This window comes from Stenotrophomonas sp. YIM B06876, from assembly GCF_030711595.1.
Taxonomy (GTDB): domain Bacteria; phylum Pseudomonadota; class Gammaproteobacteria; order Xanthomonadales; family Xanthomonadaceae; genus Stenotrophomonas.
Window position 1 is genome coordinate 1 of the sequence record NZ_JAUJUJ010000036.1, and the last position, 26,747, is coordinate 26,747.

A 26,747-nucleotide genomic window follows, 5' to 3' on the forward strand; every position below is an offset into this window, starting at 1 on the left:
CCACGGTGCGCGCGCAGCCGCCATGGCGGGCGATGCAGTCGGCCCGCGCCTGCACGTAGCCGCGCATGTGGTGGGTGGCGAACTCGGGGTGGAACTGCAGGCCCCAGGTCTGCGCGCCCCAGCGGAACGCCTGGCAGTTGTCCTGGTTCGAGCGGGCCAGCACGGTGGCGCCTTCCGGGGCGCGCAGTACCGTCTGCAGGTGGGTGGCATGGGCGGGGAAGCTGGCCGGGAGGCCGGCAAACAGCGGGTCGGTCGCGGCCGGTGCTTCCAGCTCCAGCCGGATCGTGCCCGATTCGCGCCCGGCCGGGTTGTAGTCGACCTGGCCGCCCAGCGCATGGGCCAGCAGCTGGTGGCCGTAGCAGATGCCCAGCAGCGGCATGCCGCCGTGGGCGGCCTCGCGCAGCCAGTCGGCGCTGCGTTCGCTCCAGTCGGCACGGTCGGTGACGAACGCCGCCGAACCGGTGATCAGCGTGGCGGCGAACCGCCCGCGCGCCGGCAGCGGTTCGCCGTGTTCGACGTTGACCACCACGGTATCGGCGGCTTGCAACCCCGCGGCCACGCGGATCCAGTGCGGAAAACGGCCGTAGCGGCGCAGCGCGGGGGCCGGTTGCCCGGTTTCAATGATCAGGAACGGCGAGGATTTCATGCTTCCGAGGGTGGCAGGACCGACAGGACTTCCTCGATTGTAGTCAGCCCGGCGGCCACCTTTTCAAGCCCGGTGCGACGCAGGGTGCGCAGGCCTTCGGCGCGCGCGGCCCGGCTGAAACCGGCCAGATCCATGTCCGACCGGATCAGCCCGCGCAGCCGCGGACCCAGCGGCAGCAGCTCATACAGGCCGACGCGGCCCATGTAGCCGGTACGCCGGCACTCCAGGCAACCGACCGGCGCATAGGCGGTGACCGCATCGGGCAATGCTTCACCGGCATCACGCAGCGCCGCCCAATCGGTCTCGCCCAGGGTGGTGGGCACCTTGCAGTGCGGGCACAGGGTGCGCACCAGCCGCTGCGCCAGCACCCCGTTGAGGGTGGAGGCGACCAGGTAGTGCGGTACGCCCAGGTCGAGCAGGCGGGTGATCGCCGAGGGCGCGTCGTTGGTGTGCAGGGTGGACAGCACCAGATGCCCGGTCAGCGAGGCCTGCACCGCCATCTGCGCGGTTTCCAGGTCGCGGATTTCGCCGATCATGATGATGTCCGGGTCCTGCCGCAGCAGGGTGCGCACGCCGGTGGCGAAGTCCAGGTCGATGTTGGTCTGCACCTGCATCTGGTTGAACTCGGGCGCGATCATCTCGATCGGGTCTTCCACCGTGCACACGTTCACTTCCGGCGTGGCCAGCCGCTTGAGCGTGGAATACAGGGTGGTGGTCTTGCCCGAACCGGTTGGCCCGGTGACCAGCACGATGCCGTGCGGGCGCGCCACCAGTTCGTTCCAGCCGGCCGCTTCTTCCGGGCTGAAGCCGAGCTGGTCGATGCTCTTGAACGCCGCATCCGGGTCGAAGATGCGCATCACGCACTTCTCGCCAAACGCGGTGGGCATGGTCGACAGGCGCATTTCCACCTCGCGCCCGCCCGGCGAACGGGTCTTGATGCGGCCGTCCTGCGGGCGCCTGCGCTCGGCCAGGTCCATGCGCCCGAGCACCTTGATCCGCGAGACCACCGCGGTCATCACCGTCGGCGGCACCTCGAACACCTTGTGCAGCACCCCGTCGATGCGGAAGCGGGCGCGGCCCATGTCGCGGCGCGGTTCCAGATGGATGTCGCTGGCACGCTGTTCGTAGGCGTATTGCAGCAGCCAGTCGACGATATTGACGATGTGGTGGTCGTCGGCGTTGACGTCGCCGGCTGCGCCCAGCTCCACCAGCTGCTCGAAGCTGGGCAGGCCGCTGCTGTTGCCGCCATCGCGCACATCGCCGCGGGCGCCGCGCACCGAACGGGTGACGCCGAAGAATTCCATCGTGTAGCGGTGCAGGTCCAGCGGGTTGACCAGCACCGTCTCGATCCGGCGCCGGGTCAGGTGCTGCAGGTCGGCCAGCCACTCCTGGCAGGTCGGCTCGCTGGTGGCCACCAGCACCTTCTCCGCGCCGACCGCCAGCGGCAGGATGCGGTGGCGACGGGCGTAGGCGTGCGACACCACCGCGGTGGCGGCCGCCACATCCACCCGGGTCGGGTCGATGCGCAGATAGCGCACGCCGGTACGGGCAGCCAGCCACTCGGTCAGCCGTTCCAGCCCCAGCTGCCCGGCCGGCGGCCGCGCCGCGGTCAGCTTGAGATTGGCCAGCAGCACCAGCGGATGCACCTCGCTGGCGTTGCGCGCGCCCTGGGCGGAAAAACGGATGCGTTCCAGATCGGCGTCGGCCACCAGCCCATCGGCCACCAGCGCGTTGGCGACCCGCTCGAACACCAGGCGGCCGGGCGGAAGTTGTCCCGCGGCCAGCGCCGATTCAAAACGTGCCGGTTGCTGCTGATCCATCCGCCGGAATCCTTGGAATGTGCTGTGTACGATGAGAGGGGCCCGGGCGGGCGCCTGGGCCGCGCCGCAGGCAGAGCGATGCGGCGGCCGGTGGTGGCTGCGGGCGACGCGCTTCCGGCTGCTGCCAAGACAGGCGCCCGAGGCGCGTCGCTATACTAGCGCACCCCTCCGCACGGCAATCTGCAGCATGTCCGAGAACCGGTCCGTACCGATCACTTTCCAGGGCCTGATCCAGACCCTCAACCAGTTCTGGGCGCAGCAGGGCTGCGTACTGATCCAGCCGCTGGACCTGGAGGTCGGTGCCGGCACCTTCCATCCGGCCACGTTCCTGCGCGCAATCGGCCCGGAACGCTGGAATGCCGCCTACGTGCAGCCCTCGCGCCGTCCCACCGACGGCCGCTACGGGCAGAACCCCAACCGCCTGCAGCGCTACTACCAGTACCAGGTGGCGATGAAGCCGAGCCCGGACAACATCCAGCAGCTGTACCTGGACTCGCTCAAGGCGCTGGGCATCGACCCGCTGGTGCACGACCTGCGCTTTGTCGAGGACAACTGGGAGTCGCCGACGCTCGGCGCCTGGGGCCTGGGCTGGGAAGTGTGGCTCAACGGCATGGAGGTGACCCAGTTCACCTACTTCCAGCAGGCCGGCGGGCTGGAGTGCAAGCCGGTGCTGGGCGAGATCACCTATGGCCTGGAGCGGTTGTGCATGTACCTGCAGAACTGCGACAACGTCTACGACCTGGTCTGGACCTATGGTCCGGACGGCAGCCCGGTCAGTTACGGCGATGTCTACCACCAGAACGAGGTGGAGCAGAGCACCTACAACTTCGAGCACGCCGACGTGGCCGAAATGTTCCACCGCTTCGACGCCTGCGAGAAGGAAGCGCAGGCGCTGATCGACGTGGGCCTGCCGTTGCCGGCCTACGAGCAGGTCATCAAGGCCAGCCATTGCTTCAACCTGCTCGACGCGCGCCGCGCGATCTCGGTGACCGAGCGCCAGCGTTACATCCTGCGCGTGCGCACGCTGGCCATGGCGGTGGCCAAGCTGTACGAGGCCAAGCGCATCGAAGCCGTGGCCGCCAGGGAGGTGCAGGCATGAGCATGTTGCCGCTGCTGATCGAGCTGGGCACCGAAGAGCTGCCGGTCAAGGCGCTGCCGGGCCTGGCCCAGGCCTTCTTCGATGGCGTGATCGACGGGCTGGCCAGGCGCGGCATCGCGTTCGACCGCGACGGCGCCAAGCCGCTGTCCACGCCGCGCCGCCTGGCCGTGCTGTTGCCGGGCGTGGAAACCGAACAGCCCGAACAGCATTCCGAAGTGCTGGGGCCGTACCTCGACATCGCGCTGGACGCCGACGGCCAGCCGACCCGGGCGCTGTCCGGGTTCGCCGCCAAGGCCGGGCTCGACTGGAGTGCGCTGCAGCGCACCCGCGACGCCAAGGGTGAGCGCTTCGTGCATCGCGCGGTGAAGCCGGGCGCGCGTACCGCGCAGCTGCTGCCGGAGATCCTGCGCGAGGCGATCGCGGCGATGCCGATTCCCAAGCCGATGCGCTGGGGCGCCCACGAATACGGTTTCGCCCGTCCGGTGCACTGGCTGGTGCTGCTGCATGGCAAGGACGTGGTGCCGGCCGAACTGCTCGGATTGAGCTCGGACCGCATGAGCCGCGGCCACCGCTTCATGGCCGACAAGCAGGTGTGGCTGAGCACGCCGGAAGATTATGTCGAGTCGCTCAAGGCGGCGTTCGTGCTGGTCGATCCGGATGCACGCCGCGAGCGCATCGTGCACGAGGTCAACGCCGCGGCCACCCGCGCCGGCGGCGTGGCGCGCATCACCGAGGACAACCTGGAACAGGTGGTCAACCTGGTCGAATGGCCGGCCGCGGTGCTGTGCGGTTTCGAGCGCGAGTTCCTGGCGGTGCCGCAGGAAGCGCTGATCGAGACGATGGAGATCAACCAGAAGTTCTTCCCGGTGCTGGACAACGCCGGCAAGCTGACCGAGAAGTTCATCGGCATCGCCAATATCGAATCCAAGGACGTGCGGGAGGTGGCCAAGGGCTACGAGCGCGTGATCCGTCCGCGTTTCAGTGATGCCAAGTTCTTCTTCGACGAGGACCTCAAGCAGGGTCTGGTGGCGATGGGCGATGGCCTATCGAGCGTCACCTACCAGGCCAAACTCGGCAGCGTCGCCGACAAGGTCGCGCGCGTCTGCGCACTGGCGCAGGCGGTCGCCGCGCAGATCGGGGTGGACCCGGTGCTGGCCAAGCGTGCCGCCGAGCTGGCCAAGAACGACCTGCAGTCGCGCATGGTCGGCGAGTTCCCGGAACTGCAGGGTATTGCCGGCCGTCATTACGCCCTTGCCGGCGGCGAGTCGCCGGGGGTGGCGCTGGCCATCGACGAGGCCTACCAGCCGCGCTTCGGCGGTGACGACATTGCGCTGTCGCCGCTGGGCAAGGTGCTGGCCATTGCCGAACGGCTGGACACGCTGGCCGGTGGCTTTGCCGCGGGCCTGAAGCCGACCGGCAACAAGGACCCGTTCGCGCTGCGCCGCAACGCGCTGGGGCTGGCGCGGACGGTGATCGAATCGGGATTTGATCTGGATCTGCGCGGTTCCATTTCATCGGCACGGCATGCGGCATTGAATGCCTGTGTCGCAAGCGCAGAGAAGGCGATTTCGGATGCCAAATCGGATAAGGATCTGGTGTCTGCAACGAAATTGCGCGATGCAACCCTCGCGTTGCGCGAGGGTGATCCCGCGGCAGGGATTGACGAGCTTTATGACTTCATCCTCGACCGCCTGAAGGGCTACTACGCCGACAAGGGCGTGCCGGCCACCCACTTCAACGCCGTGGCCGAACTCAAGCCGGCCTCGCTGTACGACTTCGACCGCCGCCTGGATGCCATCGGCACCTTCGCGGTGCTGCCGGAAGCCGAGGCGCTGGCCGCGGCCAACAAGCGCATCCGCAACATCCTGCGCAAGGCCGAAGGCGAGATTCCGGGCAGCATCGATCCGTCGCTGCTGCGCGAGCCGGCCGAGAGCGAGCTGGCCGAAGCGGTGACTGCGGCGATCGACGACACCGGCATCGCGCTGGCGCAGAAGGACTACGTGGCCGTGCTCGGCCGCCTGGCCCGCCTGCGCCCGCAGGTGGACGCGTTCTTCGACCAGGTGATGGTCAATGTCGATGACCTGGCGGTCCGCAACAACCGGCTGGCCCTGTTGCGCACCCTCGGCGACCGCCTCGGCAGCGTGGCGGCGATCGAACACCTGTCCAGCTGAGTACCGGCACCGCTTGGATCGGACATGGCCCGCGCACGCGGGCCATGTCGTGTCAGCGCATTGGCATGCGGATTTGACGCACCTTTCACGCTGGCTCTGGGTGGCTCCACCGAGTTTTGCCGCCCACGCCACCCCCGGTATGCTGGTCGGCATGCAGCTATCGAAACGTGTCTGGCCCCTCCTGTTTGCCGCCGCGCTGGCGTCGTCTCCCGCCCATGCCCGTGGCACCATCGACAAGGTGCAGATCAAGGGGCTGGACAAGAGCGACGACGCCGAAATGATCGAGAACATCGAGGTGTCGTTGTCGCTGTACGACGCCATCGGCAAGGTCCAGGGCGAGTCGCGGCTGGAATACCTGTTGGACCAGGCCGAACGGCAGACGCGCGAGGCGTTGCAGCCGTTCGGTTACTACAATCCGACCATCACCGTGAAGGCACCGCGCCAGGACGATCACGTGCAGGTGCTGATCCAGGTCGAAAAAGGGCCGCCGGTAACGGTGCGGCATTCGGAGGTGGTGCTTACCGGCCCGGCCGCCCGCGATCGTTACCTGCAGCAGGACCTGGCCGATTTCGAGCCGCGCGAGGGCGAGCGCTTCGACGACGTCACCTACGAGGCGAGCAAGATCACCATCACCCGCCGTCTGGCCGAGCGCGGCTATTTCGATGCCGACTTCACCCAGCGCCGGGTGGCGATCACCCGCGCCGAGAACGCGGCCGACATCGCGCTGAGCTGGGACAGCGGCCGCCGCTACAACATGGGGCCGGTCAGCTTCCACCAGGATTATTTCCGTCCCGGGCTGTTCCAGCCGCTGGTGTACTGGGAACAGGGCAGCTACTACCACGAGGGCAAGCTGGACCGGCTGCGTGAATCACTGACCAAGCTGGACTACTTCAGCGTGATCGACATCCAGCCGCATCCGGAGCAGGCCTGGGACGATGGCGAAGTGCCGGTGGACGTCAACCTGACCCTGGCCAAACGCAACATCTACACCGCCGGCCTGAGCTACGGCAGCGAAAGCGGGCCGGGTGTGCGTGGCGGCGTGGAGCGGCGTTACGTCAACCGCCGCGGCCACAAGCTCACCACCCAGCTGGACTATGCGCAGAAGCGCAAGAGCCTGATCACCAGCTACCGGGTGCCGGGATTCAAGTGGCTGGACGGCTGGTACACCTATGCCGCCAGCGCCTACGACGAGCAGACCGACTACATCGACCTGCGCAACGTGAAGCTGATCGCCAGCCGCAGCGGCGAGATCAGCGAGCAGTGGACCGCGATCGCCTCGCTCAACCTGCTGCGCGAGCGCTGGGGCTACAACAGCGCGGCCGGCGCCCCGCTGCGCTACGACTATTCGACCCTGCTGTATCCGCAGCTCACCGCCGACTATGTGGACGTGGATGACAAGGTGTTTCCGCGCCGCGGCTTCAGCGGCAACGTGACGATGCGCGCCGGGATCGAAGGGGCCGGCTCGGATACCAGTTTCGTCCAGGCCCAGGCGATCGTGCGCTGGTTCCTGCCGCTGGGCCGGCGCGACCGGCTGCTGCTGCGCGGCGAGGGCGGCACCACCTGGACCAGTGATCTGGTGGCGATGCCGCCAAGCCTGCGCTACTTCGCCGGCGGCGACCGCTCGATCCGCGGCTACGCCTACCGCGAGGTCGGGCCGCGCACCCCGGCGCCGGACAAGTTCGCGCTCGGGGCCAAGCACGTGGTCACCGGGTCGGCCGAATACGAGCACTATTTCGGCACCGGGCCGTGGGGCGCGGCGGTGTTCGTCGATACCGGCAGCGCGTTCGATACCCGCATCGACCTGCATACCGGCGTCGGCTTCGGCCTGCGCTGGAAATCGCCGGTCGGTCCGGTGCGGGTGGATGTCGCCCACGGCCTGAACCATCCCGATTCGCAGTTCCAGCTGTATCTGAGCATTGGAGCGGACCTGTGAGCCGGGCCGCCGCCGACCTGACCCCGGAAGAGCGCGAAGCGCGGATCGCCGAACTGCGCGCCAGGCGCAAGGCGCGGCTGCGGCTGCTGGCGGTGCGCAGCGGCATCGCCATCGCCGCGCTGGTGGTACTGCTGGCGCTGGCGGTGTACTGGGTGCTGCAGACCGTGGCCGGGCGCGAGGTGCTGCTGGCCCAGGTGGTGGCGCGCTTGCCGGCCGGTTCGTCGCTGACCTGGGAGAAGGCCGAAGGTCCGCTGGCCGGGCCGCTGATCCTGCACAACCTCGATTTCCGCTATCAGCAGCTGCATTTCAGCGCGGCCCAGGCCTATCTGGACCCGGATATCCGGCCGCTGCTCGGCCGCAAGCTGCGCCTCGATGCGCTGCGCGTGACGGACGCGCAGCTGGAGCTGGGCCCGGCGGAAGACACGCCGTTCGAACTGCCGCGCTGGCCCGACGTGCTGCCGGCGATCACCATGCCGCTGGCGATCCAGGCCGATACGCTGGTCGTTGACGGCCTGCGCATCACCCGCCAGGCCGAGCCGCTGATCGACATCGGCAAGATCCGCGGCGGGATCGAGATCGCCAATGGCGAATTCCGCGCCACGCAGTTGAAAATCAACAGCAACCTGGGGGACTTCCGCGCGGACGGCCATTACCTGCCGGGCAGCGATTACGACACCGACCTCACCGTGCGCGCGCTGATGCCGGCACCGCGAGGCAAGGTCCCGGCGCGGCTGGGGCTGGTGGCGCGCGGCAATCTGGCGCACATGGAAGTGGCGCTGGCCGGGGCCGCACCCAAACCGCTGCACGCCAGTCTGGTGCTGGACGGGCGCAGCGAGCCGCAGTGGCGCTTCAGCGCCCGCAGCGAGGAGCTGGACCCGGCACTGCTGGTGCCGGCCACGCTGATGCCCACCCCGGTGCAGCCGGTGGCGCTGGAGCTGGGCGCACGGGGCCGCGGCGGCAAGGCGCAGCTGCAGGGGCGCCTGCGCCAGGGCGAACAGGAGCTGGTGCTGGCGCCGTCCACTGTGTCCATCGACAACCAAGTGCTGACGGTAGCACCACTGGTGGTGGAGGCCTTCGGCGGCAGTACCCGATTGCAGGGCACGGCCGATTTCAGTGACGCGCAGAACCCCGGCTTCCGCTTCGCGGTGGTCGCCCATGGCTTGACCTGGGTCCCCGCGCCGGACCCGACCCTGCCCGACGCCACCCCGGTGCCGTTGCACCTGTCCGAAGCGCGGCTGGGCGTGGCCGGCACCCTCAGCAACTGGGCCGCGATCGGCAGCGCGGCGGTGGCGCGCGAAGACCAGAGCGCCGCTCTGGAATTCGACCTGCGTGGCAATGACCAGCGCGCCAGCATCAAGCGCCTGAAAGCGACCACCCCGGGCGGCACCCTCGATCTGAGCGGAGCGGCGGCATGGGCGCCGTTGCCGGTGTGGGACGTGACCGCCACCCTGGCCAACTTCGATCCGGGTTATTTCCTGCCCGGTTGGGAAGGCAGGCTGTCGGGCCGGCTGAGTTCCAGCGGCGAACAGCTGCCCGCCGAGCCGGGAGCCACTGCAACGCGCTACCGGGCCAGCCTGGATGTGCCCCAGCTCAAGGGCCGGCTGCGCGGTCGCGCGGTCGATGCCCGCGCGCAACTGGCCGTGCGCGGCAGCGAAGGCGAAGGCGATGTCCGCCTGGTGATGGGCAACAGCCACCTCCAGGCCAGCGGCAAGGTCGGCGACCGGCTGGATGTGGAAGCACGGCTGGAGCCGCTGCAGCTGGACGATCTGGTGCCCGGTGGCAGCGGCAGCCTGCGCGGCACGCTGCAGATGCGTGGCCCGCGCCAGCAGCCGGACATCAGCGCCGACCTGCACGGCAGCGGCCTGCAATGGGGCGACTGGAAGGCCGCGCAGCTGAGCGTGGTCGGGCACCTGCCGTGGCGGGGCGACAGCGGCACTGTGAAGGTGCAGGGCACGGCGATTGCCGTGGGAATGCTGCTGGACCAGCTGCAGCTCGACGCCCGTGGCAGCATGGAAAACCTGCAACTGGAGGCAAGTGCCGGCAACGAGCTGGGCACGCTGGCGCTGCAGGGCGGAGTGCGCCACACCGGCCAAGCCTGGCGCGGGGAATTGGCCTCGCTGCGGGTGAAACCGGCCAAGGGCGATGCCTGGACGCTGCGGCAACCGGCCGCGCTGGCGCTGCAGGGCAACGCGTTCACGCTGGCGGACACCTGCCTGGGCGCCGCCACCGGCGGTGCGCTGTGCGTGGCGGCCGACTGGCCGCGCGAGGGGGTCAGCGTGCGTGGCGATGCGTTGCCGCTGGCGCTGCTGCAGCCGTGGCTGCCGCCCAATGCCGGCCGCCGCATGTACCTGCGCGGCGAGCTGACCATCGATGGCAAGCTGCGGCCGCGCGGCAATGCGTGGGAAGGCATGTTCAAGGTGGCCTCGCTCGAAGGCGGTATCCGCCTGGGCGACAACGCCCGCGGCGAACTGCTGCAGTACGACCATTTCTCGTTCAACGTGGACATGGCGCCGCAGAGCATCAAGGGCTATCTGGGCGTGGGCTTCCAGGGCGACGGCTTCATCGACGCCAAGGTGCAGACCGGCTGGGAAGCCAATGCCGCGCTCACCGGCGAGCTGTACATGAACATGTCGCGGCTGTACTGGATGGAGCTGTTCTCGCCGGACCTGGTGCGGCCGCAGGGACTGGTCGAAGGCCACGTCAGCCTGCGCGGCACCCGTACCCAGCCGTCCCTGGGCGGTGAGGCCAAGCTGAGCAGTTTCACCGGCGAGCTGCCGGCGCTGGGGCTGACCCTGAGCGAAGGCCGCGGCGAGTTCATCGCCCAGCCCGATGGCTCGGCGCGGATCAGCGCGGCGGCCAGGACCGGCGGTGAAGGCGCGTTGCAGGTCGAGGGCGGGTTGTCGTGGTTCGGCGACAGCACCCCGCTGCAGCTGCATATCTTCGGGCAGAACGTATTGCTGGCCAATACCAGCGAACTGCGCGCCATCGCCAACCCGGATCTTCAGTTCAGCCTGGACAAGGGCACCATGCGCCTGCGCGGCCGCGTGCATGTGCCCGAAGCCGACCTGGACCTGGAGCGGCTTGACCGTGGCACCGCGGTGTCGGCCGACGTGGTGGTGCTCGATCCGGTCGATCCGGAGCAAGGTCCGTCCTCGCCGCTGGATATGGATCTGGTGGTCAGCCTTGGCGACAAGGTCAAGATGGCCGGCTTCGGCCTGAAGGGCGGGCTGACCGGCAAGCTGCAGGTGTGGGCCAAGCCCGGCCGTGAGATGACCGCCAACGGCGGGCTGGAAGTCAGCGGCCGCTACAAGGCCTACGGCCAGGATCTGACCATCACCAACGGCCAGCTGCTGTGGAACTACGGCATCGTCTCCGATCCGCGGATCAACATCCGCGCCGAGCGCGAGATCGGTGCGGTCACCGCCGGCATCGAAGTCACCGGGCGCGCGCAGCAGCCGCGGGTGGAAGTGTGGTCCGAGCCGGCGATGTCGCAATCCGAAGCGCTGGCCTATCTGGTGCTGGGGCGCAGTCTGGCCGGCGCCAGCGACGACCAGGCCCAGCAGGTCAACGCCGCCTCGGCCGCGCTGTCGGCCGGCACCGGCCTGCTGGCCGCGCAGATCGGCGCCAAGCTGGGGCTGGACGATGCCGGGGTCAGCCAGTCGCGCGCGCTGGGCGGCTCGGTGATCGGCGTCGGCAAATACATCACTCCCAAGCTGTATATCGGCTATGGCGTATCGCTGATCGGCAACGGTTCGGTGCTGACGCTGAAATACCTGCTGCGACGCGGTTTCGATGTCGAATTCGAATCCAGCACGGTGGAAAACCGTGGCTCGGTGAACTGGCGCAAGGAGAAATAGCGGTAACGGCTCACGCAACGGCCACATGACTTGCGCCAGACCGTGCGGTGACCCCGGCAATGGCGCGCGGGGAGTGCCTCCACTGCGGTGGAGTGGGGTCTCGCCATCCCCGGCGTGTTGCCCGCCCGGCGGTCATGACCGTTGGCGGTTGCCCCGTACGCGGCCCGCGGCTACTGTCCCGGGCTGAATCTGTATCCGGAGTTGCCATGAGTCGTAAACTGTTGACCGCCGCGCTGGGCCTGGCCCTGGCCGCGAGCGCCCATGCCGATGAAGGCATGTGGATGCCCACCCAGCTGCCGGAACTGGCCAGGACGCTGAAGCAGGCCGGCTTCAAGGGCGACCCCAAACAGCTGGCCGACGTCACCGCCAAGCCGCTCAGTGCCGTGGTGCGGGTGGGCGGCGGTACCGGGGCGTTCGTCTCCCCAGACGGTCTGCTGCTGACCAACCACCACGTCGCCTACGGCGTGATCCAGTACAACGCCAGCGCCGAACACAACACCATCGACGACGGCTTCATCGCCCAGGGCCGCAGTGATGAGCGCGCCGCCAATCCCGATTACCGGGTGCTGGTGACGGTGGGCTTCGACAAGGTCACCGACCAGGTGCTCAAGGACGCCCGCGGCAAGACCGGCCGCGGTTACTACGATGCCGTGGAGAGCGCCCGCAAGCACATCGTTGCCGACTGCGAAGCCGAGGGCGGTGTGCGCTGCTCGGTCGCCAACATGTATTACGGCACCGATTTCTACCGTATCCGCCAGCTCGAACTGACCGACATCCGTCTGGTCTACGCGCCGCCGCGCGCGATCGGCAATTACGGCGACGAGGTCGACAATTTCATGTGGCCGCGCCACACCGGCGACTTCACCCTGCTGCGCGCCTACGTCGGCAAGGACGGCAAGCCGGCGCCGTACAGCCCGGACAACGTGCCCTACCACCCGCCCGCGCATCTGAAGATGGCCGTCGATGGGCCGAAGGAAGGCGACTACGCGATGCTGGCCGGTTATCCCGGCACCACCTACCGGTTGCGCACCGCGGCCGAGTTCGCCAACCAGATCGACACGGTGCTGCCGCGTCGGGTCGAGGTGTTCCAGCAGCTGATCGACCGGATCGAAGCGGCCGGCAAGGACAATGCCGATGCGCGGACCCGTTATGCCTCGCAGCTGCAGTCGCTGAAGAACAACCGCAAGCGTGCCGCCGGCGAACTGGAGGGCCTGCTGCGCAGCGATGCCAAAGCCCTGCGCGCGCAGGACGAGCAGGCCATGCTGGCGGCCACCGGCGCGCGCTACCGGGGCGATATCGACGCCCTGTTTGCCACGCTGGCCGAGGATCGCGCGATGGGCGAACGCGACCTGCTGCTGGGGCTGATGTCCAGCCAGACCCAGCTGCTGCGTTCGGCGTTGCTGCTGGAGCGGCTGCGGATCGAGTCGGCCAAGCCCGATGCCGAACGCGAGAGCGGTTACCAGCAGCGCGACCAGGCGCTGATCGAAGGCGTGCTCAAGCAGGTGCAGCGCCGTTACGATCCGCAGGTGGAAAAGGCGCTGCTGACCACGCTGCTGACCCGCTACCAGCAATTGCCCGATGCCCAGCGCGATGCCGCGTTCGACACCGCCTTCGGCCGCACCCCGGCGCAGCTGGCCAAGGCGCTCGATGCGCTTTACGGCAGGACCGTGCTGGGCAGCGAAAACGAGCGCCTGGCGCGCTTTGCCGCCGCCCGCGAAGGCAAACCGCTGACCGCCGATCCGCTGGTGACGCTGGCCGCCAGCCTGGTTCCGGCCCAGCTGCGCATGGAAAACGCCGACAAGGCCCGCGAAGGCGAGCAGCTGCGCCTGCGCCCGGCCTACATGCAGGCGCTGTTCGCCTGGCGCGCCCGGCAGGGCCGCGCGGTGTACCCGGATGCCAACAGCACCCTGCGCATCAGCTACGGCAAGGTGGAAGCACTGCATCCGCGTGACGCGGTGAGCTACGCGCCGGTCACCACGGTGGCCGGCATCGTCGAGAAGAACACCAACGCGGTGCCGTTCGATGCCCCCAAGCCGCTGCTGGCCGCGATTGCCAAGGGCGACTTCGGCAGCACCGCCGACCCGGTGCTCAAGACCCAGACGGTCAACTTCCTGACCAACCTGGACACCACCGGCGGCAACTCCGGCTCCCCCGTGCTCAACGCCCGCGGCGAGCTGATCGGGCTGAACTTCGATTCCAACTGGGAATCGGTCAGCGCCAGCTGGTGGTTCGACCCGCGTTACAAGCGCGCCGTGCACGTGGACATGCGCTACCTGCGCTGGCTGCTGGCCAAGGTCTACCCGGCGCCGGAACTGCTCAAGGAAATGGGTGTCCCGGCGGAGTGACCCCATGCGGACGGAGGCCGCTGGACGGCTTCCGTCCGCGTCCTGCCGGTCGGCACCGGCGGGCACCGCGGTGCTGCAGCTAAACTGCATCCTGATGTCGCCGGAACCCGCCCCTGGTGTCTAGCTGGATCCTGTTGCTGGTCTCCATCGGTTACGCCGCACTGCTGTTCGGTGTGGCCTGGTGGGGCGACCGCCGCCCGCTGTATCCCCACCGCCCGTGGCTGCGCCCGGTGGTCTACAGCCTGGCGCTGGCGGTGTACTGCTCGTCGTGGACGTTCTACGGCGCGGTCGGTACCGCGCTGCGCCATGGCATCGGCTACCTGCCGATCTATCTGGGGCCGCTGCTGCTGCTGCTGTTCGGCTGGCGCATCATCGAACGGATGGCGCTGATCGCGCGCAGCGAGAACGTGGTGTCGATCGCCGACTTCATCTCCTCGCGCTTCGGCCGCTCGCGGCGGCTGGCCGCGCTGGTGGCGTTGATCGCGCTGGTCGGGGTGGTGCCGTATCTGGCCCTGCAGTACAAGGCGGTGGCGATGAGCCTGCAGGTGCTGACCGGCGACGCCTCCGCCAGCAGCGGCTTCTTCACCGATCCGGCGCTGTATGTGGCGTTGCTGATGGCGTTGTTCGCCACCCTGTTCGGTACCCGCCAGGTGGATGCCACCGAACACCACCACGGCATGATGCTGGCGATCGCGCTGGAGTCGGTGATCAAGCTGGTGGCGATCGTGGCGGTGGGCCTGTTCGCCTATCTGTGGCTGGGCGAGCACGGCGCGTCGGTCACCCGCTCGGCGCGCACGCTGTTCGAGGGCACGCCGCCGGCCGGCTTCGTCTCGCAGACGCTGTTGAGTTTCCTGGCGCTGATCTGCCTGCCGCGACAGTTCCACGTGGCGGTGGTCGAATGCGGCGATGTCGGCGACATCCGCCGCGCGCGCTGGATGTTCGGCGGTTACCTGGTGGTGATCTCGGCAATGATCGTGCCGATCACCGCCGCCGCGGTGGCGCTGTTCGGCACGGGCATCGCCACCAACGACAGCATGATGCTGGCGCTGCCGCTGGCCGAGGGGCGCCAGGCACTGGCGCTGGTGGCCTACGTGGGCGGGTTCTCGGCGGCGACCGGCATGGTCATCGTGTCCTCGATCGCACTGGCGACGATGATCTCCAACGATCTGGTGATGCCGGTGCTGCTGCGCCGCAGTGGCGACCATCGCGCCGCGGCCGACGTCGCTTCCCGGGTGCTGTGGATCCGGCGGCTGGCGATCCTGCTGCTGGCGCTCGCCGCCTACGGCTATTACCGCAGCGCCAGCAACGATGCCTCGTTGGCGTCCTATGGGCTGATGGCGTTCGCCGCGGTGGCGCAGTTCGCCCCGGGGCTGCTCGGCGGGCTGTACTGGCGCGGCGCCAGCCGCCACGGGGTCGAGGCCGGCATGCTGCTCGGTTTCGCGGTGTGGGGCTACACGCTGCTGTTGCCGGCGCTGACCCAGGGCGGCTGGCTGGATCCGGACTGGCTGGAACACGGCGCGCTGGGCATTTCCTGGCTGCGCCCGCAGCAGCTGTTCGGCCTCAGCGGCTGGGACCCGCTGACCCATGGCACCTTCTGGTCGCTGCTGTTGAACACCGGCACCCTGCTGGTGGTGTCGGTGCGCTGGCGCCCGGACGTGGCCGAACGGCTGCGCGCGGCCCCGTTCCTGGACCCGTACGCGCAGCGCCCGGCGGTGGCCGGCGACTGGCCCGGCCACATCAAGGTCCGCGACCTGCTGGCCCTGGCGACGCGGGTGATCGGCGACCGCCACGCGCGCCGCTCGTTCTTCGAACAGGCGCAGTCGCTCGGCCGGGAACTGCAGACCTCCGCCGCGGCCGACCGGGTCTGGGTGCAGTTCACCGAACGCCTGCTCGCCGCCTCGATCGGCGCGGCCTCGGCGCGGCTGCTGCTGACCAGCCTGCTGCGTGGATCGGGCATGGACCTGGGTGAAGTGGTGGCGGTGCTGGACGAGGCCGGGCAGGAACTGCGGTTCAACCGCGAGATTCTCTCCACCACTTTGGAGAACATCAGCGCCGGGGTCAGCGTGGTCGATCCGGAAATGCGCCTGACCGCGTGGAACCGCCGCTACCAGCAGATGTTCGGCTACCCCGACGGCATGCTCTATGTCGGCCGTCCGGTGGCCGACCTGATCCGCTACAACGCCGAGCGTGGCGAACTGGGCCAGGGGGATATCGAAATCCAGATCAACCGCCGCATCGGCTACATGCGGGCCGGCTCGCCGCACGTGTTCGAACGCACCGGCGCCGACGGCAAGGTGATCGAACTGCGTGGCCAGGCGCTGCCCGGCGGCGGCTATGTCACCAGCTACAACGACATCACCGACTTCAAGCGCGCCGAGACCGCGCTGCTGGAAGCCAACGAGACGCTGGAACAGCGCGTGGCCGAACGCACGCGCGTGGCCGAGGTGGCGCAGCAGTCCAAGACGCGCTTTCTGGCCGCGATCAGCCACGACGTGCTGCAGCCACTCAATGCCGCGCGGCTGTTCGCCTCGGCGCTGCGCGACAGCCACCAGGACAACGAGGAGCAGCGGCATCTGGCCGAGCGCGTGGATGCCTCGCTGCGCGCGGCCGAAGAACTGCTGGACGGGTTGCTGGATGTGTCGCGGCTCGATGCCGGCGGCCTGCAGGTGAGCCTGGACGACTTCGACGTCAGCCTGCTGATGCGCGAACTGGCCGCGCAGTACACCCCGGTGGCCGCCGGCCGCGGCCTGCGCCTGCATGTGTTCGCGCGCCCGGCCTGGGTGCGCAGCGACCGCCGGCTGTTGCGCCGGGTGTTGCAGAACTTCATGGCCAACGCGCTGCGCTATACCCGGGTCGGCCGCATCGTGCTGGCGGTGCGGGTGCGCGGTGACGCGGTCCAGCTGCAGGTATGGGATACCGGGCCGGGCATTCCCGAGCACCACATGCGGCAGATCTTCAACGAGTTCCACCGCTACCAGCAGCCGTTCGACTGGGGCGAGCAGGGGCTGGGGCTGGGGTTGTCGATCTGCCAGCGGATTTCGCGGCTGCTTGATCACGGTCTGGATGCGCGCAGCCAGGTCGGGCGTGGCAGCATGTTTTCCATCACCCTGCCGCGGGTTCCGGCGCCGGCCTCGGCGCCTTCGCCGCGCCCGCCGACGGCGTTCACCGCGGATGATTCGCTGGCCGGGTTGCGCGTGCTGTGCCTGGACAACGACCAGGAAATCCTCGACGGCATGCGCGCGCTGCTGGGACGCTGGCAGGTGCAGGTGATCACCGCCAGCACCGTGGACATGGCGCTGGAAAAGCTGCGCGAACACCCGGACGTGATGCTGGTCGATTACCACCTGCACGACCGCATGGACGGGCTGGACGCGCTGGTGGCGCTGCACCAAGCCGCCGGGCGGTCGTTGCCCGGCGCGCTGCTGACCGCCGATGGCCGCGATGAACTGAAACGGCTGGCGCGCGAGCGTGGTTACCGGCTGCTGACCAAGCCGGTGAAACCGGCCTCGTTGCGGGCGTTCCTCAGCGCGTTGCGCGAGCCGCGGCACAGCTAGGGAGTTGCTCCCCGCCGAGATCGCGATGGCGGCAGCGCCGGTCTTCCCCTGGCGAGCGCGCTCGCCACCGCGTTCGCCCGGGCCGGTTTCAGGCGGCGGCGCCGTACAGGTGCTGGTACAGGATGCTGGCGCCGATCACGATCAGGATCACCCCACCGATGACTTCGGCGCGCTTGCCGACTAGGGTCCCGACCACGCGGCCGAGCATGATGCCGATGGTGACCATGGTCAGCGTGCACAGACCGATCACCGCCGCCACCACCGCGATATTGACGTCGAGAAACGCCAGGCCCACGCCGATCGCCATCGCATCGATGCTGGTGGCCAGACCGGTGGCGGCCAGCAGCCAGAAGCCATGGCGCCGGCCATCGTCCTGGGCGGGCACCGCGTTTTCTTCCGGATCCGGACGCAGTCCGGCGATGATCATGTGCGTGCCCAGCGCGCCGAGCAGGCCGAATGCGATCCAGTGGTCCCAGGCCTCCATGTAGCCGGCGGCGGCGCGCCCCAGCAGCCAGCCGATGACGGGGGTGAACGCTTCGATGGTGCCGAAGATCAGCCCGGCCCGCAGCGCATCGCGCAGCCGGGGTCGACGCATTGCCGCGCCCTTGCCGATGGCCGCCGCGAAGGCGTCCGTGGACATGGCGATACCGATCAGCAGGATGGAAAGAGGGGACATTGCATGGCACCTGGTCGGGCGGACACGGACGGCACACGGCGCGCCCGACCTTCGTTGCGCACGTGTACCGCTGGTCTCGCCAACCCGGTCGGGCTGCCCACGCCATGGCGCAATGGCCAAGCATGTTGACGTGGGCGCGTCCTGCAGCAGGACGCCGGCTACTCCCCAAGGGGACGTGGAGTCTATCACGCCATCGTGCCGGCCCCTTTATCCGCACACGGCGCAGCGGCCATGGCTCGCATCAGCGGGGCGGCCGGGCGCGTCGTCCCGGGTCCGGCTGTGCAGGGGTTCGCCATCGCTGTCGAGGAGGTGCGGCGACGCAACCGGGGTGACGGTCCACCGCCACCCGCGGCAGCCGGATAGCGGCCGGGACGATCGCGCGCCGCGGCTCAGTCTTCTTCCGGCGGCAGCACGATGGCGTCATCGTCGATGGCGAGCTTGCCGGCCATCAGCACCGCCTGGGTGCGGTTGGTGGCGCCCAGCTTGCGCAGGATGGCGGTGACGTGGGCCTTGATCGTGGCTTCGGAAACGCCCAGGTCGTAGGCGATCTGCTTGTTGAGCAGGCCGGTGCCGAGCATCTGCAGCACGCGGAACTGCTGCGGCGTCAGTTCGCGCAGGCGCTGGCCGACTTCGCGCTCCTCGCTGTCGGTGGGCGGCACACTGTGTGCTTCGGCCGGGGCCCAGCGCTCGCCATCGAGGATGGTGCCCAGCGCGCGGCCGATGGTGTCCGAATCCGCCGATTTGGGAATGAAGCCGAAGGCACCGTGGTCCAGCGCGCGGCGCATCACCGTGGGCTCCTCGCGCGCGGACACCACCACGATCGGCAGCTGCGGGTGCAACGCGCGCATGTGCACCAGCGCGTTGAAACCGTGGGCGCCGGGCATGTTGAGGTCCATCAGCACCAGGTCGGCATCGGCATGCTGCTCGGCCAGCAGATACAGCGCCTCGACACTGTCCGCTTCCAGCAGTTGCACGCCGGGAATGACCCGCTGCACCGCACCTTTGAGGGCTTCGCGGAACAGCGGATGGTCATCGGCGATCAGCAGGGTGGGCATGGCAACAGTCCGTTACGGGAAGGGACAAGCGGTGAGCCGCGATGCGTCGCTGCGGTTGTCCGCCAGCGCCGGCATGCGCCCTCCACGCATGCCGGCGGCGGACCAGGCTGCGGTTTCCCGGCCTGGCGTCACGTCACTTCACCTTGCGCTCGTCCACCAGCGACGCCACCACCGACGGGTCGGCCAGGGTCGAGGTGTCGCCAAGCTGGTCCGGTGCATTTTCGGCGATCTTGCGCAGGATGCGGCGCATGATCTTGCCCGAGCGCGTCTTCGGCAGGCCCGGCGCCCACTGCAGATAGTCCGGGGTGGCGGTCGGGCCGATCATCTTGCGTACCCAGGCCACCAGTTCGGCGTGCAGTTCGTCGGTCTGCGCTTCGCCGGCGATCAGGGTGACGTAGGCGTAGATGCCCTGGCCCTTGATGTCGTGCGGGAAGCCGACCACCGCCGCTTCGGCCACCTTCGGATGCGAGACCAGCGCGCTTTCGACCTCGGCGGTGCCGATGCGGTGGCCGGAGACGTTGATCACGTCATCGACGCGGCCGGTGATCCAGTAGTAGCCGTCGGCGTCGCGGCGGCAGCCGTCGCCGGTGAAGTAGCTGCCCGGATAGGTGCGGAAATAGGTGTCGATGAAACGCTGGTGGTCGCCGTATACGGTGCGCATCTGCCCGGGCCACGAACTGAGGATCACCAGGTTGCCTTCGCCTTCGCCTTCGATGAATTCACCGTTGGCATCGACAATCGCCGGCTCGATGCCGAAGAACGGCTGGCTCGCCGAGCCGGGCTTGAGGTCGGTGGCACCGGGCAGCGGCGAGATCAGGATGCCGCCGTTCTCGGTCTGCCACCAGGTGTCCACGATCGGGCAGCGGCTGTCGCCGACCACCTCGTAGTACCAGCGCCAGGCTTCCGGATTGATCGGCTCGCCGACGCTGCCGAGCAGGCGCAGGCTCTTGCGCGAGGTGCGCTTGACCGGCGCGGCGCCTTCGCGCATCAGCGCGCGGATCGCGGTCGGGGCGGTGTAGAAGATGGTGACGTGGTGCTTGTCGATCACTTCCCAGAACCGCGAGACGTCCGGGTAGTTCGGTACGCCCTCGAACATCAGCGAGGTGGCGCCGTTGGCCAGCGGGCCGTAGACGATGTAGCTGTGGCCGGTAACCCAGCCGACGTCGGCGGTGCACCAGTAGATGTCGTCCTCGCGCAGGTCGAACACCGCTTCATGGGTGTAGGCGGCATACAGCAGGTAGCCGCCGCTGGTGTGCAGCACGCCCTTGGGTTTGCCGGTGGAGCCGGAGGTGTAGAGGATGAACAGCGGATCCTCGGCGTTCATGCGCTCCGGTTCGCACTGCGCCGGCTGCGGGTCGACCACATCGTGGAACCAGCGGTCGCGCGGGGCCTGCATGTCCACCGCGCCGCCGGTGTGGCGCACCACCAGCACGGTTTCCACGGTGTTGGTGCCGGGCAGCTTCAGTGCCGCGTCGACGTTGGCCTTGAGCGGCACCTTCTTGCCGCCGCGCAGGCCTTCATCGGCGGTGATGATCAGCTTGCTGCCGCAGTCGGCGACGCGGTCGGCAATCGAGTTGGCGGCAAAGCCGCCGAACACCACCGAGTGCACCGCACCGACGCGGGCGCAGGCCAGCATCGCCACCGCGGCATCGACAATCATCGGCAGGTAGATGGTGACCCGGTCGCCCTTCTGGATACCCAGCGCACGCAGCGCGTTGCCGAGCCGGCACACGCGTTCGTGCAGCTGGCGGTAGGTGACGTGCTGCGCCGGTGCATCCGGGCCATCGGGCTCGAACAGCAGCGCGGTCTTGTCACCGCGCGTGGCCAGCTGCCGGTCCAGGCAGTTGACGCTGACGTTGAGCTCGCCGTCCTCGAACCATTTGATGTGGAAATCGCCCAGCTGGTAGCTGACGTTCTTGATCGTGTTCGGCTTGACGTACCAGTCCAGCCGCTCGGCGGCCTTGGCCCAGAACGCATCGGGATTTTCCAGCGACTCCCTGTAGAGCCGCTGGTATGTGTCTTTGTCGATCCGCGACGCGGCAGCGAACTGCGGGTCGACGGGGTACAGATCAGCCATGGCACCCTCACCTTGCATGTGGATATATGGGGACGGCCGCGGCTTGCACGCGACCCGACTGCCCAAGTTTGCCGCATCCATCGCCGCTGGCCGCATCGCCGCGCTTAGACCTTGGTCTTAGATTTCGCGGGCTTCGACTAATGGCGAATAGCGGCTCCCGCCAAGGCCGCGCACCCTGCGTCAGACCGTGCATCTGGCGCGGCAGTCAACGCCAGCTGGAGAGAGGGCAACCCATGAGCAACCGTATGTCGAGAATGGCGCGAAAGCCGCTTGCCGCCGCCCTGTTTGTCGCCCTGGTGGCGCCGGGCATGGCGTTCGCACAGAGTGCCAAAGAGCAGGCGCTGGAAGCCCGCGTCGCCCAGCTGGAGCAGCAGGTGCAACTGCTGCTGTCCGCCCAGCAGCAACAGCAGGGCGTGATCGCGCAGACCCGGACCGAGGTGCAGCAGACGCGCGCCGAGCAGGCCGCGATGGCCGCCCGCACCACACCGGCGCTGCCGGCCGGCAAGCAGCCGATCCAGGTCACCAGCATCACCCCCGGCGCCGCGCCCGGCACCACGTTCAAGTTCGGCGGCTTCATCAAGGCCGACTTCCTTGCCACCCGGACCGGCGACGGCCAGCTGGCCGACGATGCCACCGGCCGTTCGCTGTACCTGCCGGGCCAGACCCCGGTGGCCGGGGCCGGCGGTTCGGGCAAGCGTTCGGGGGTGGACACCAACGCCCATGCCAAGTTCTCGCGGATCAATTTCGGCGTGGACCATGTGGCCGACAACGGCGACAAGGCCGGCGCGGTGGTGGAGATGGACTTCTTCGGCAACGCGCTGGGCAACCAGACCGCCACCAACACCTACGGCGCCACCCTGCGCCACGCCTACATGTACTGGAACAACTGGCTGGCCGGCCAGACCTGGTCCAACTTCCTGGACGCCGCTTCGATTCCCGAGGCGGTGGATTTCGTCGGCCCGACCGACGGCGTGGTGTTCGTGCGCCAGGCGCAGATCCGCTACACCAACGGCGGTTTCAGCGTCGCGCTGGAAAACCCGGAGACCACCCTGATCGGTGCGTCCAATTCCGACCGCGGCGCGCTGCCGGACCTGACCGCGCGCTATGGCTGGAAGGGTGACTGGGGCACGTTCGGCGTCGCCGGGCTGGTGCGCCAGCTGAAAGTGGACAACCAGGCCACCGGTGCCGATGCCAGCAAGATCGCCGGCGGCCTGACCCTGGGCGGCAAGTGGGTGGTGGGCGACAGTGACAGCCTGCATTACCAGTTGACCGGCGGCCAGGGCATTGCCCGTTACATCGGCCTGGGCATCACCGCCGACAGCGCCTATGACGCCCTCCGCGACCAACTCGATCCGACCGGCGTGATGGCCGGCTATGTCGGCTGGCGCCATGCGTTCTCGCCCAAGCTGCGCACCAACCTGATCTATGCCCGCAGCGACTACGACAACGATGCCGGCATCACCGGCCCGCTGGTCACCAGGAGCGTGCAGTCGATCCGCGGCAACGTGTTCTACACCCCGATGCCCAAGGTCGATGTCGGTGCCGAGCTGATGTACGGCGTGCGTGAAATCGAGAACGGCAAGAAGGGCGACATCAGCCGACTGCAGTTCACCACCAAGTACAGCTTCTGATCCATGTCCGCCGGCGTCGCCATGGCGCCGGCGGTTGCGGTACCTCCCTACCCCCACGGGGAGCACTCATGTCGTTGCCGGATGGCTGCATGCTGCAGCGGCCGGCAGCCTTCCCCTTGTATGGAGAATCACGATGAATGCTTCCATCGATCCCCGTGTCCAGCGGATCGCCTCACACCCCGCCTACCAGCGGCTGCGGCGCATCCGCAATCGCCTCGGCTGGTTCCTGACCGCGCTGATGCTGCTGGCCTACTACGGCTACATCGGCCTGATCGCGTTCGACAAGGAATTCCTGGCGCAGCCGATCAACGGCGGCGTGACCACGATCGGCATCCCGATCGCGATGGGCCTGATGGTGTTCACCATCGCCATCACCGGCTTCTATGTGCGCCGCGCCAACAAGGAATTCGACCAGTTGACCCGTCAGATCATGGAGGACGTGCAATGACCCGCGGCCTCCTGCGTAGCGGCGCGCTGCTCGCGCTGCTGGCCGCCAGCGGTGCCGCCTGGGCGGCCGGGGGCGACATCGGCCAGACCGTGCGCCAGCCCACCAACTGGACCGCGATCACCATGTTCGCCGCGTTCGTGCTGGCCACGTTGGGCATCACCAAGTGGGCGGCCGCCAAGACCCGGTCGGCGTCGGATTTCTACACCGCCGGCGGTGGCATCACCGGCTTCCAGAACGGCCTGGCGATTGCCGGCGACTACATGTCGGCGGCCTCGTTCCTGGGCATCACCGCCGCGGTGATGGCCAACGGCTATGACGGCCTGATCTATGCGTTGGGTTTCCTGGTCGGTTGGCCGATCCTGACCTTCCTGATGGCCGAACGGCTGCGCAACCTCGGCCGTTTCACCTTCGCCGACGTGGCCGGCTACCGCTTCCAGCAGAAGCCGATCCGCCTGTTCGCCGCCTCCGGCACGCTGGTGGTGGTGCTGTTCTACCTGATCGCGCAGATGGTCGGCGCCGGGGCCCTGATCAAGCTGCTGTTCGGGCTGGATTACTGGATCGCGGTGATGCTGGTCGGCGTGTTGATGATGGTCTACGTGCTGTTCGGCGGCATGACCGCCACCACCTGGGTGCAGATCATCAAGGCGTGCCTGCTGCTGTTCGGCGTGACGTTCATGGCGCTGATGGTGATGTGGCACTTCAACTTCAGCTTCGAGGCGCTGTTCTCCGAGGCGGTGCGGGTCAAGACCCAGATCGCCGCCAACAGTGGCAAGGGGGCCGAGGAAGCGGCGGCAAGCGGGCTGTCGATCATGGGCCCGGGCGGCTTCGTCAAGGACCCGATCTCGGCGATCTCGTTCGGCATGGCGCTGATGTTCGGCACCGCCGGCCTGCCGCACATCCTGATGCGCTTCTTCACCGTTCCCGATGCCAAGCAGGCGCGCAAGTCGGTGTTCTGGGCGACCACCTGGATCGGCTACTTCTACATCCTGATCTTCATCATCGGCTTCGGTGCGATCGCGCTGGTGCTCACCAACCCCGAATACGCCGATCCGGTGACCGGCACCATCCAGGGCGGGCCGAACATGGCCGCGGTGCTGGTCGGCAAGGCGATCGGCGGCAACCTGTTCATGGGCTTCATCTCGGCGGTGGCGTTCGCCACGATCCTGGCCGTGGTGGCGGGCCTGACCCTGTCCGGGGCCTCGGCGGTGTCGCATGACCTGTACGCGACGGTGATCATGAAGGGCAAGCCGCCGGCAGGCACCGAGTTGAAGGTGTCGCGCCTGACCACGCTGGTGCTGGGGGTGATCGCGGTGCTGCTGGGCATCGCCTTCGAGAAGCAGAACGTGGCCTTCATGGTGTCGCTGGCGTTCGCCATCGCCGCCTCGGCCAACTTCCCGGTGCTGTTCCTGTCGCTGCTGTGGAAGGACTGCACCACCCGCGGTGCGGTGATCGGCGGTTTCCTGGGCCTGTTCTCCTCGCTGGGCCTGACCCTGCTGTCGCCGTCGGTGTGGGTGGACACGCTGGGCAATCCGGCCGGTTCGGCGCCGTTCCCGTACACCTCGCCGGCCTTGTTCTCGGTGACGATCGCCTTCGTCAGCATCTGGCTGTTCTCGGTGCTGGACAAGAGCCGGAACGCGCAGGCCGAGCGTGCCGCCTATCCGGCGCAACAGGTGCGTGCCGAAACCGGCATCGGTGCCAGCAAGGCCTCCGATCACTGATCGGGCGGCAGGGATCTGGAACCAGGGGCCGGTCCAGCAGGACCGGCCCTTTTCCATTCCGTCCCGCAGCGCGCCGGTGGCGGTGGCGCATCACGTAAGCTGCGCGGTGACCGCTGGAGGATCCCCATGTTGCCCGCCTCGCCCGAGCCCGCTGTGTCGTTGCCGCAAACCCTGTCGGTGCTGCGCGCCGCCTGGTCGGCCCGACGCCCCGACTACCCTCAGCGCCGCGATGACCTGCAGCGGCTGCGCGCGGCCTTCAAGCGGCAGCTGCCGCAGATGGTCGAGGCCATCGCGCGCGACTTCGGCCACCGCTCGCCGCATGAATCGCTGATTGCCGATGGCATGACCGTGATCGGCGAGATCGATCATCTGCTGCGGCATCTGCGTGGCTGGATGAAACCGCGCAAGGTCGGGGTCGGCTGGCGTTTCTGGCCGGCGCGGGCGCAGATCCGGCCGCTGCCGGTGGGCGTGGTCGGGGTGATCTCGCCGTGGAATTACCCGGTCAACCTGGCGCTGGTGCCGCTGGCCACGGCCATCGCCGCCGGCAACCACGTGCTGCTCAAACCGTCCGAACATATTCCGCACACCAGTGCGTTCCTGGCCACGTTGCTGGCCGGGGTGTTTCCGCCCGAGCGGGTGGCCGTGGTGCAGGGCGATGCCGGGGTGGCGGCCGCGGTTTCGGCGCTGCCGCTGGACCACCTGGTGTTCACCGGTTCCACCGCGGTCGGGCGCAAGGTGATGGCGGCCGCCGCCGCGCACCTGACCCCGCTGACCCTGGAACTGGGCGGCAAGTCGCCGGCGATCATCGCCGCGGACTACCCGCTGCCGGCGGCCGCGACCCGCCTGGCCACCGGCAAGTGGTTCAACGCCGGGCAGACCTGCATCGCCCCGGATTACGTACTGGTCGATGCCGGCCGGGTGCCGGCGCTGGTGCAGGCGCTGCGCGAGCAGGTGCAGACGCGCTATGGCGATCTGGCCGATGCCGCGGACTACACCCGGATCATCAACGAAGGCCAGTACCGGCGCCTGCGCGGCTATGTGGACGATGCGCGCGCACGCGGGCTGGAAGTGGTCGAGCTGCTGCCGATCGATCCGCTGCGCGCCGCGCGTGAGCGCCTGATCGCCCCGACGCTGATCCTCGAACCGGACGATGAGGCCGCGGTGATGCAGGAGGAGATCTTCGGCCCGATCCTGCCGATCCGCAGCTACCAGTCGCTGGATCAGGCGTTGGCGTGGATCAATGCGCGTGAGCGGCCGCTGGCGTTGTATCCCTTCAGCCATGAGCGTGCGACGGTGGAGCGGATCCTCGGCAGTACCCTGGCCGGCGGCGTCACCGTCAACGACGCGCTGCTGCACTTCGCCATCAACGGCCTGCCGTTTGGCGGGGTCGGCGCCAGCGGCATGGGCGCCTACCACGGCCGCGCCGGCTTCGATGCGATGAGCAAGCAACTGCCGGTGCTGTGGCAGTCGCGCCGCGCCGGCAGCGACCTGCTCAAGCCGCCCTACGCGAAAGTGGCGCGCTTCATCGACCTGATCGTGCGCTGAGGCGCACGCACCGGCGCAACAAGAGCCGCGACCGGACGCGGGGGAAACGGTGTCCGGTCGCGGCGATGCCGGCAGGGGGAGAGTCCGGCCGGCATCGAAACTAGTAGGCGGTGACCGGCAGTGGCTGCGCCAACGCCGCCGCCTGCGCCGCGCAGTCCGCCGGGGCGGCCGC

The 26,747-nt window shown here is 68.6% G+C and carries 15 protein-coding genes and 1 riboswitch; of the genes, 10 read left to right on the plus strand and 5 right to left on the minus strand.

Going from position 1 to position 26,747, the window contains the following annotated elements:
- Together QZH66_RS12520 and QZH66_RS12525 are read right to left on the minus strand one after the other, a co-directional pair.
- Positions 1-646, minus strand: a 646-nt coding sequence (locus tag QZH66_RS12520; protein ID WP_305806277.1) for a glutamine amidotransferase, incomplete at its 3' end; no start/stop codon positions are given.
- On the minus strand, positions 643-2,466 hold the full coding sequence (locus QZH66_RS12525; RefSeq protein ID WP_305806279.1) for a GspE/PulE family protein: 1,824 nt from the start codon (positions 2,464-2,466) through the stop codon (positions 643-645). The genes QZH66_RS12520 and QZH66_RS12525, both read right to left, overlap by 4 nt.
- Before the next feature lie 187 nt (positions 2,467-2,653).
- Between QZH66_RS12525 and glyQ the strand changes: the two genes are divergently transcribed.
- The 6 genes from glyQ (at position 2,654) to QZH66_RS12555 (ending at position 17,425) form a co-directional block, all read left to right on the plus strand.
- Positions 2,654-3,565, plus strand: coding sequence for a glycine--tRNA ligase subunit alpha (gene glyQ, locus QZH66_RS12530; protein ID WP_305806280.1), 912 nt, complete (start codon positions 2,654-2,656; stop codon positions 3,563-3,565).
- Positions 3,562-5,736: a glycine--tRNA ligase subunit beta gene (glyS, locus tag QZH66_RS12535; protein WP_305806281.1), complete on the plus strand. Its 2,175-nt coding sequence runs from the start codon at positions 3,562-3,564 to the stop codon at positions 5,734-5,736. Before glyQ ends, glyS begins: the two co-directional genes overlap by 4 nt.
- A 139-nt stretch (positions 5,737-5,875) precedes the next feature.
- Positions 5,876-7,669, plus strand: coding sequence for an autotransporter assembly complex family protein (locus tag QZH66_RS12540; RefSeq protein WP_305806290.1), 1,794 nt, complete (start codon positions 5,876-5,878; stop codon positions 7,667-7,669).
- Positions 7,670-7,746: 77 nt separating this feature from the next.
- Positions 7,747-11,526, plus strand: a complete 3,780-nt coding sequence (locus QZH66_RS12545; RefSeq protein ID WP_305806291.1) for a translocation/assembly module TamB domain-containing protein — start codon at positions 7,747-7,749, stop codon at positions 11,524-11,526.
- Between the two features lie 206 nt (positions 11,527-11,732).
- Positions 11,733-13,871, plus strand: a complete 2,139-nt coding sequence (locus QZH66_RS12550; RefSeq protein WP_305806282.1) for a S46 family peptidase — start codon at positions 11,733-11,735, stop codon at positions 13,869-13,871.
- Between the two features lie 113 nt (positions 13,872-13,984).
- A complete protein-coding gene (locus QZH66_RS12555) occupies positions 13,985-17,425 on the plus strand; it encodes a PAS domain-containing hybrid sensor histidine kinase/response regulator (RefSeq protein ID WP_305806292.1) in 3,441 nt (1,146 codons plus the stop codon).
- A gap of 88 nt (positions 17,426-17,513) precedes the next feature.
- Here QZH66_RS12555 and QZH66_RS12560 read toward each other — a convergent pair whose 3' ends face one another.
- The 3 genes from QZH66_RS12560 to acs form a co-directional block, all read right to left on the minus strand.
- A complete protein-coding gene (locus QZH66_RS12560) occupies positions 17,514-18,101 on the minus strand; it encodes a manganese efflux pump MntP family protein (RefSeq protein ID WP_305806283.1) in 588 nt (195 codons plus the stop codon).
- Positions 18,102-18,143: 42 nt separating this feature from the next.
- A riboswitch (yybP-ykoY riboswitch) is annotated at positions 18,144-18,280 on the minus strand.
- Positions 18,281-18,490: 210 nt separating this feature from the next.
- Positions 18,491-19,156, minus strand: coding sequence for a response regulator transcription factor (locus tag QZH66_RS12565; protein WP_305806284.1), 666 nt, complete (start codon positions 19,154-19,156; stop codon positions 18,491-18,493).
- Between the two features lie 133 nt (positions 19,157-19,289).
- Positions 19,290-21,233 carry an acetate--CoA ligase gene (acs, locus tag QZH66_RS12570; RefSeq protein WP_305806285.1) on the minus strand — a complete coding sequence of 648 codons (1,944 nt, stop codon included), beginning with the start codon at positions 21,231-21,233 and terminating at the stop codon, positions 19,290-19,292.
- A gap of 233 nt (positions 21,234-21,466) precedes the next feature.
- Between acs and QZH66_RS12575 the strand changes: the two genes are divergently transcribed.
- The 4 genes from QZH66_RS12575 (at position 21,467) to QZH66_RS12590 (ending at position 26,575) form a co-directional block, all read left to right on the plus strand.
- On the plus strand, positions 21,467-22,864 hold the full coding sequence (locus QZH66_RS12575; protein ID WP_305806286.1) for a DcaP family trimeric outer membrane transporter: 1,398 nt from the start codon (positions 21,467-21,469) through the stop codon (positions 22,862-22,864).
- A gap of 133 nt (positions 22,865-22,997) precedes the next feature.
- Positions 22,998-23,312 carry a DUF485 domain-containing protein gene (locus tag QZH66_RS12580; protein ID WP_305806287.1) on the plus strand — a complete coding sequence of 105 codons (315 nt, stop codon included), beginning with the start codon at positions 22,998-23,000 and terminating at the stop codon, positions 23,310-23,312.
- Positions 23,309-25,030 carry a cation acetate symporter gene (locus tag QZH66_RS12585; protein WP_305806288.1) on the plus strand — a complete coding sequence of 574 codons (1,722 nt, stop codon included), beginning with the start codon at positions 23,309-23,311 and terminating at the stop codon, positions 25,028-25,030. Before QZH66_RS12580 ends, QZH66_RS12585 begins: the two co-directional genes overlap by 4 nt.
- 126 nt (positions 25,031-25,156) lie before the next feature.
- Positions 25,157-26,575, plus strand: a complete 1,419-nt coding sequence (locus QZH66_RS12590) for a coniferyl aldehyde dehydrogenase (RefSeq protein ID WP_305806289.1) — start codon at positions 25,157-25,159, stop codon at positions 26,573-26,575.
- The last annotated feature ends 172 nt before the right edge of the window (positions 26,576-26,747 follow it).